Here is a 7,025-nt window from a genome sequence, read left to right as displayed (position 1 = left end):
GGCGCGGCAATCTCCCGCAAACACTTGATTTATGGAGATTGCTTCGTCGCCTGCGGCTCCTCGCAATGACAGAGTGAGTAGTTTATAGAGGTGCCCTTAAGTTTAATTGTGAGTACTTGGTCTATTATAATAGATTGAGATGCAAGGCAATGATTATCTAAAAAAAGCATTATTTATCAAGTGCATGGGTAGGTCGTAAGGTTTGTCGGTTTTGCAGGTCCTATTATTTCAAAAAATTCAGGGTCAATATCTAATAATATCAATAGGTTAAGTGGGTCATATAAAAAAGCACGCAACTTATTAAGGAATTGCCCGATAACCCTAGTGGAGGCAAAGGGCCTTCAGAGTTTTGAATATTTAATAGGCGATTTAAGGGGAGAAAAAAGAAACAAAGGAGAAAAATTTATGTTGATAACATCAACGGCAGGAATATTGGCAATGGCAGCGGTTGCCCAGGAGGAACCGAAAGCATCGGCAGAGAGTTTTATGAATGCTGTGGTGGATAACGCCCCAGCAGCCCCAGCGTCGGCACCTGCGCCAGCGGTCGCTCCCGCTGCTGATGTTCCAGCAGCGGCCGTAGAAGATGCCCCGGCTATTCCCGGTGCTCCTTCTATTGAAAAAAGAAAAGTAAAGATGCAGAGCGGCAAGGTAGTTGAGATGACACTGGCCGAATTTACAGCCGCAATGCATAAAGCTAGCGTAGTCGATGCAGATATTACCAAGGCTTGGGATAAACTCCCAATAATTTCAATAATGGAATCTCGAGATACGTTTTACATCAAAGTTGCCGGTGGCGGTACGCCGTCAATACCTGTTGAAAAAGATGCGGAAGATTTTGAATCAGTGCCAGGGTTCATTCCCCAGCTTGGTATTGGATACAGGCTGACGGGTCCGGGTTTAACAGTAAGCGCCGGCGGTTATATGGACTTTTTAGTGAATCTGAGGCGTTACAGCAAACAAGATGGCAGCATGATGGAGGATAGCAAGCTAAGGATCGGTGTTGGTCTTGAGGGGACCATTGGTTATTGCGGAGATGTAGGCGGCGGCGTTTGTTTGGGAGGCGAATTTATTGCGGGTCTCGGTGGTTTGATGAATGTCACCGGAGTCGATGATGGCAGTAAGGAAGGCAAATATCCAAATCTGCTGGCTGCCAAAATTGGCTTGAGGGGAATTCTTCAGCTTAAGGGCGTGGAATTATTCTTACAATACAACCCTACATTTCAAATAGAAATAGGTGGAAGCAAAAAACAGTACGAGCCAATTCATATGATTACGGCGGGAATTAATATTCTGACGTTTTGAATAAGCAGGTAAATTTCATACAAGGGGGAGCGCTTTTATGAAAGGAGTTTCAATTATGAAGGTAACGATCAAAATGGTGCTGGTAATGGTGATAGGAGTTGTGGCTATTGCTACAACGAACATCGGCCGAGCATGGGCAAGCGTCTCCAGCGACAAGGTTTGCACCGTGGAGACCGAGGATGGCAATAACGTCGATAACTCTCTATGGAGATACCAGAACGCGTTCAACCATAAAAACCCTGATAAGGTCGGATGCGAGAACGGCATCAAATTTGATTCAGATGTCGATCAGATCACCATAAGGGTGCCGGTGGTCCTTAATGCAGCCAATCAGGCAACAGGCGAGTTCGTCCTTGGGTCCGATGAGCATCGCGTTACCTTGATAGTTGATGATTACACAGACTTTGAACTTGGCCTCATAAAGGCCGGCATTGATGTCTCGAACTCCGAAGAGCCCGGAGATGTCATCACCGAAGAGGGCGAAAACCTTGGCAAATGCGCTGTTTATATCAAGGCAGAACAGGTTCGCCTGAAAAATATCTTTATTAAAGGCAGGATCGGAACAAATGCCAACGGTATCTGTATCGATGCCATTAACGTTACTCTCGACGGAGTCACGGTCGCTTATAACGACCTTGACGCGATCAGACTTTCGGCAAAGGCCACTCATTTGACGTTTAAGGGCGAGCTGAACCAGCTTGCATTCTCAAGGACCGGTCTTTACGCACAGGGAACTTGGGATGCCGCTCGTTCGATGGCCCTTCCATTTGGGAACCCTGAAATTGCAGACAATCTTGATCTTGTAGAAAATGGAATGACCAACATGCTCCTTCCTGTAAATGCATATATTTTACCCGAAACTCTCATGATGTATGAAGAGAGAGATACCAATAATCAGCCCACGGGTAAGTATACTGTTAATGGTTTTATCTACAATTGTCAGGCGACCATTGTGAATAATGTGGCCACATGTCTGGATGGTTCAGCTGCACAGGTGGTCCAGGCCAAGAAGGTCATCATTTACAAACAGGAAGAATCCACGGAAGAGGACCTTGGTGCAAGCCTTGGTTTAAGAAGGCTTTCAAGTAAGGTGGCAGAGGTAGATATCGGAACGCAGAACATCATTGGGAGGTTCGAATTTGCCTATGACAAGGCGGTTCAAAAGACATCAAAGATATTCCTAATACCTGTTCTTGAAGAAGGTCTTGTCGGCTCAGCGACAAAGGTGTTCGGACTTAAGCATCAGCTTACAGGTTCCGCAGGAAACCAGTCGCCTGACGGCACTGCAACGTACTTTTTCATGAACATCTCACAGTGCGCTTTCAACCTCACGGGCGTTGATCCCACAAGAGATACGGACATGGACGGTGTATATGACGTGGTCGAAGCCGGCACGCTTAAACCGGGAGTTCCCGCATCAGAAAAGGGAACGTGTGATTGCTACAAAACGGTCAGCTGCTGGACAAAATATGACACGGACGGTGACGGTATAGGTGACGGCGCCGAATGGGGCGCTTCGGTCACGCCTATTAACAGTGATAATGAAGGCATGGCGGACGTTAACGATACGGACAGCGATAACGACGGTATTCCCGATAGCGCAGAAGACAGGACCAGAATGTACAACCAGTCATGGCCCGCGTTCTTCCATTACTCCGGTCAGATATACGGCGCTTTGAACGACGCCATTTACTCCCTCCCCGACGGCAAGCCAGGCAAGTGCGATCTTTCGAACAAGAAGGATGTAGGAGCGGTATACGGCTGGTATGTAATCGACGCAGATGGTAAGCCCGTCCCGGCCGGAAAGACAGTGCCGGCAGGCCAGACCGTTGAACATCTTGTATGCCTCAATTCAAGCCTTGATATAAATAAGGATTTTAACGGTCAATATGACGGAAGCAGGGGCGAGACCAATGCCAAGGTGGCGGATACGGATGATGATGAGATATGTGATGGCCAGGGCGTAGGATGTCCCAAACAGGAAAAGGACTACCTGAATGACAGATGTCCTGAGATGAATAACGAAGCGGGCGCTGACTGCGCGCCCGGTTGCATAGAGAACGAAGTGATCATGTCTGTGGACCCGTCTTATCTTGAAAAGGATGCGAACGAGATCCCGGTGCTTAAGCTGAAGGATGCCTTGGATAAGGACGGTCAGGAATCTAAGGATGGAGTAGCCGACCTCTATCAGATAAAAAACTGGCAGCTTATCATGTCTCTTTGCAGCAATAAAGATACCGATTTTGATGGAATTCCCGATTGTCTGGAAAGGGATTTTGGACAGTGTCAGCCTACGGCGATATCCGGCGCACAGCTCGACCCTTATAATAGTGATACGGACGGCGACGGCATAAAGGACGGCGTTGATGACGATCCGTTCGGCGGTGCCGCAGGCAACGACCTCTATAAGATATTCCTCTTCAGGCCGGTCCTGGCGTGTTATGTCGATCGAGATAAGGATGGACTGCGCGATTGCGAAGAAGATAAGGATTGGGATGGCCAGTATAAACCTTCCATTGATACAGTTAATAAAGAAGAAGCAAAGCTTAACGAAACAGATGTGCTTGACGACGACAGCGATGATGACGGGTTGACCGATCTTGATGAAGTGAGATTCAGTGAGACCAACCCGCGCTCATCTGATTCCGATCAGGATGGTCTTAACGACAAGCTGGAAATAATGAATCTGAATGATAAACAATACGATAAGACGACATTTGCGGAACAGGGTTGTCTTGAACTGGTCATGAATCCTAAGGGCGAACCCATGGGTGAAGCCGGCCTCCAGGATACCGATCCATGGAATCCGGACACGGATCAGGACGGCCTGAAGGATGGTGCAGAGGTGAAGATAGGTACGAACCCGAACAATAAGGACAGCGACGGCGATTCGATAAGTGACGGAGTTGAGACAAAGGGTAACGTTAACGGCAACTGGCCGTGGTATGACGACGTTATGCAGCAGTTGATACCTCCCGCAAGCGGAAGCTATGACTTCAGCCAGAGCAACCCATGCTCGGCCGATACAGATAAGGACGGAATAGCCGACAATATCGAAGTAGCTGGCGGCGGGTCACCTTCACTCTCCGGAGTAGGATGCCTCGTTGGCAGCGGTCAGGGTACCTTTGGCGTAGATTCAGACTGCGACGGTCTGCCCGATAATTTCGAGGCTGCCATTGGTTCGGATCCCACAAAGAAAGATACCGACGGCGACGGCCTTGTTGACGGTTGTACGGATACAACGGAAGACCCGAACAAGGGTGACGGCGAAATGTGCTACCATGTGAAGAATCAGCTCTGGACAGAGACCTCTCTCAATACGGAACAGAAAGAATCTGACCCCGGCAAGATGGGTGATGATACCTGTGAGAACTACGGGATGGATACGGCGAATCTCAAGGGCGTATATACAGATACACCCAGCGGGAACTTCTGCGGGATCACTGTAGGTATCACCTGCGGTTCGGATACGGACGGCGACGGCCTACCCGATTATTATGAAAAAGAGTTCGGCACGATACCGAACAATCCTGACAGCGACGGCGACGGAATAATCGACGGTATCGAAACAGGCTGGGTGATTGCGGTAGAAACAGCCTCCGGCTCGGGAGTGTACCTGCTCAAGACGCAGAAGGGTAAGACGCTGCTCTCAGGTTCGATGACGAACCCGAACGATCCGGACACAGATAAGGACGGACTCTTTGACGGATTTGCAAGCGCGACCAACTTTGAAGACAAGAACTGCAACGGTAAGGTCGATATAGATGAGAATATGAATCCTCTTGAATCCGATCCCCGAAGCGGAGATTCCGACGGCGACGGCAACCCCGATAAGGACGAGTTCTGCAGCGACGGAGTCTGCGGATCTTCTGGAAACATCGCCCGCATGACCACAGGTCAAAAGAGCGGTTGCGGTAACATAGGCGGTGCAGGTGGCGAAACGTGGGGTATGACCCTCATGTTCGCAGGCATGCTCCTCGCGACCCGCGTGGTTGGAACAAGGATGAGAAGAAAAGAGAAAGCCAAATAACGTGATTCGTAACTCGTGACTAGTTACTAGTCACAGATCACGAGTTACGGTAATTCTAACTCCCCCAAGGGCCCCGGATGTGTCGAAAGACCGCCGGGGCTTTTTACTTGTGCTATCGTGAAGGTTGATTTTATCAATAAATAGGCTTCGTAGGCGTCTTCGTCGGAATATATATGTACGATCTCGTTTCTTTTTTTGACCATTAGCGAAAATATTTCTTCATTTTCCTTGGATATTAAGCCGATATTAAACGCCTCTTTGAAACAACTTAAAGGCGATACCGTTTCAATTCCTTCTTCGACAAGTATCTCTTTCAACGTTTTTCACATCGTTTCAAAGGTGTATTCAAATCGCTTCGTGACGATCTCAACGAGCACATCGTTATCATACTTTGTTTCAAAGTCTTTCGAAACAGCTTCGGTCAGCTTGTTCAGGCCCGCTTCAAATTTCTCAAAAGTCCTCGACAATTTTTTCCTTCGTGCCATATCTTGATCTCCTTTAACGCCTCTTGCCGTATTTTTTTGCTAACGGTAGAAAAATCAACAAGGTCGATCTTTTTCAATCCCGCAGTATTATTATTCACATCCTCTTCGATCTCAACGAAATCTTTTGCCGATATGGCCGATCGTGACAAAATGCCGATATCGACATCCGAACCGCGGACCGTTTCGCCGGTGGCATGACTACCGAACAGGAAAACTATGCAATCGTCCTTTGATATCCTTGCAAAAACAGCATTCAATATTTGGACTTTCTCTTTTGTCAGAAACACATGTCTTGGCTATCAAAACCATCCACTATCGGCAAGCAAAAACACTTGCTTACATTTTCGCGATAGCACAAGATAGCACGAGCGCGCGAGCTTACGCGGTTTTTTTAAAGACTTCTTTGCCTGTGTGGGTAACTTCTTCCCAAAAAATACTTCTATCACCGTTCTTGGCTATTTCTTTGGGGGTGTAGCCGATCACTTCGAGTGGCGCGTCTACGTTGAATGTGGCGCGTGAGAGGATTTGTAGCCGTTCTATCGGAGGCCACTTAACAAGATCTTTTGAAATTACAACAAGGTCTATATCGCTACCCGCATGGACCTTGCCTGTGGCATAGGAACCATAAACGATAACTTTAAGCGGTCTGATGCCAATTTTACCAAGCTCCACGACATATTTTTTTATGGCAGGCCTTATTTTAGATAGCTTGTTTTTAGCCATTCAAAAAACTCCTTCGTCTGCTTGTATAATGTTTCGGTGAACCTTTGGCTATATTGTTTGTACAGCTTAAAGACATCTTCCGGATATTTTGTGCCAATGTAGTGTGGAGATAGTGAAAGCAACCATTTCATACGTTCTTCTGGGATATTTATTTTTGCTTGCTGACAAAGCAACTTAAAATTATGGGTCCTTAAAGGAATATCGTTCGTTTTTTCCTGAATGACAGCCTTAAAAAGCTTTTCGACGGCCTGATGGCAGAAGTGTGCGGCATAATGGGGGCGTTTTTTATTTTCAAGTATTTCTTTAGCGAACTCCAAATCGTTCTTTGCCAGCTCAAGCCATGTTAATGTTTTGCTTTTCACGCGGCCTTGATAACAAATTAGGTCCCCAATAGCAAATAAAAAGGCCTAGAGCACGAACTCTGCGATAGCACGATAGCACGAACTAGACCTTCCGCGCATGTGGAGGCAGGTTGACGCTGGCTA

General features: G+C 47.4%; 6 protein-coding genes. 2 read left to right on the top strand and 4 right to left on the bottom strand.

All coding sequences use genetic code 11. From position 1 onward, the window contains the following. Window positions 1-405 precede the first annotated feature (405 nt). Window positions 406-1,302 (top strand): hypothetical protein, encoded by an 897-nt coding sequence (locus COV46_00250; protein ID PIR18391.1) that lies wholly within the window; start codon window positions 406-408, stop codon window positions 1,300-1,302. Window positions 1,303-1,339: 37 nt separating this feature from the next. Next, window positions 1,340-5,332 carry a hypothetical protein gene (locus tag COV46_00245; GenBank protein PIR18390.1) on the top strand — a complete coding sequence of 1,331 codons (3,993 nt, stop codon included), beginning with the start codon at window positions 1,340-1,342 and terminating at the stop codon, window positions 5,330-5,332. 44 nt (window positions 5,333-5,376) lie between these two features. Here COV46_00245 and COV46_00240 read toward each other — a convergent pair whose 3' ends face one another. From COV46_00240 to COV46_00225, 4 genes are all read right to left on the bottom strand, one after another. Beyond that, window positions 5,377-5,649: a hypothetical protein gene (locus COV46_00240; GenBank protein PIR18389.1), complete on the bottom strand. Its 273-nt coding sequence runs from the start codon at window positions 5,647-5,649 to the stop codon at window positions 5,377-5,379. Between the two features lie 113 nt (window positions 5,650-5,762). Further along, on the bottom strand, window positions 5,763-6,104 hold the full coding sequence (locus COV46_00235; protein PIR18388.1) for a hypothetical protein: 342 nt from the start codon (window positions 6,102-6,104) through the stop codon (window positions 5,763-5,765). Between the two features lie 91 nt (window positions 6,105-6,195). After that, the gene (locus tag COV46_00230) at window positions 6,196-6,540 is read right to left on the bottom strand and encodes a hypothetical protein (GenBank protein PIR18387.1); all 345 of its coding nucleotides are present in this window, start codon (window positions 6,538-6,540) and stop codon (window positions 6,196-6,198) included. Next, window positions 6,513-6,932: a hypothetical protein gene (locus COV46_00225; protein PIR18393.1), complete on the bottom strand. Its 420-nt coding sequence runs from the start codon at window positions 6,930-6,932 to the stop codon at window positions 6,513-6,515. The genes COV46_00230 and COV46_00225 overlap by 28 nt, the downstream gene beginning before the upstream one ends. Between the last annotated feature and the right edge of the window lie 93 nt (window positions 6,933-7,025).

Source organism: Deltaproteobacteria bacterium CG11_big_fil_rev_8_21_14_0_20_49_13, assembly GCA_002796305.1.
In the GTDB taxonomy this organism is placed as follows: Bacteria; UBA10199; UBA10199.
Note: the sequence above shows the minus strand (reverse complement) of the source record. Positions and strands in the feature narration are given on the sequence as shown.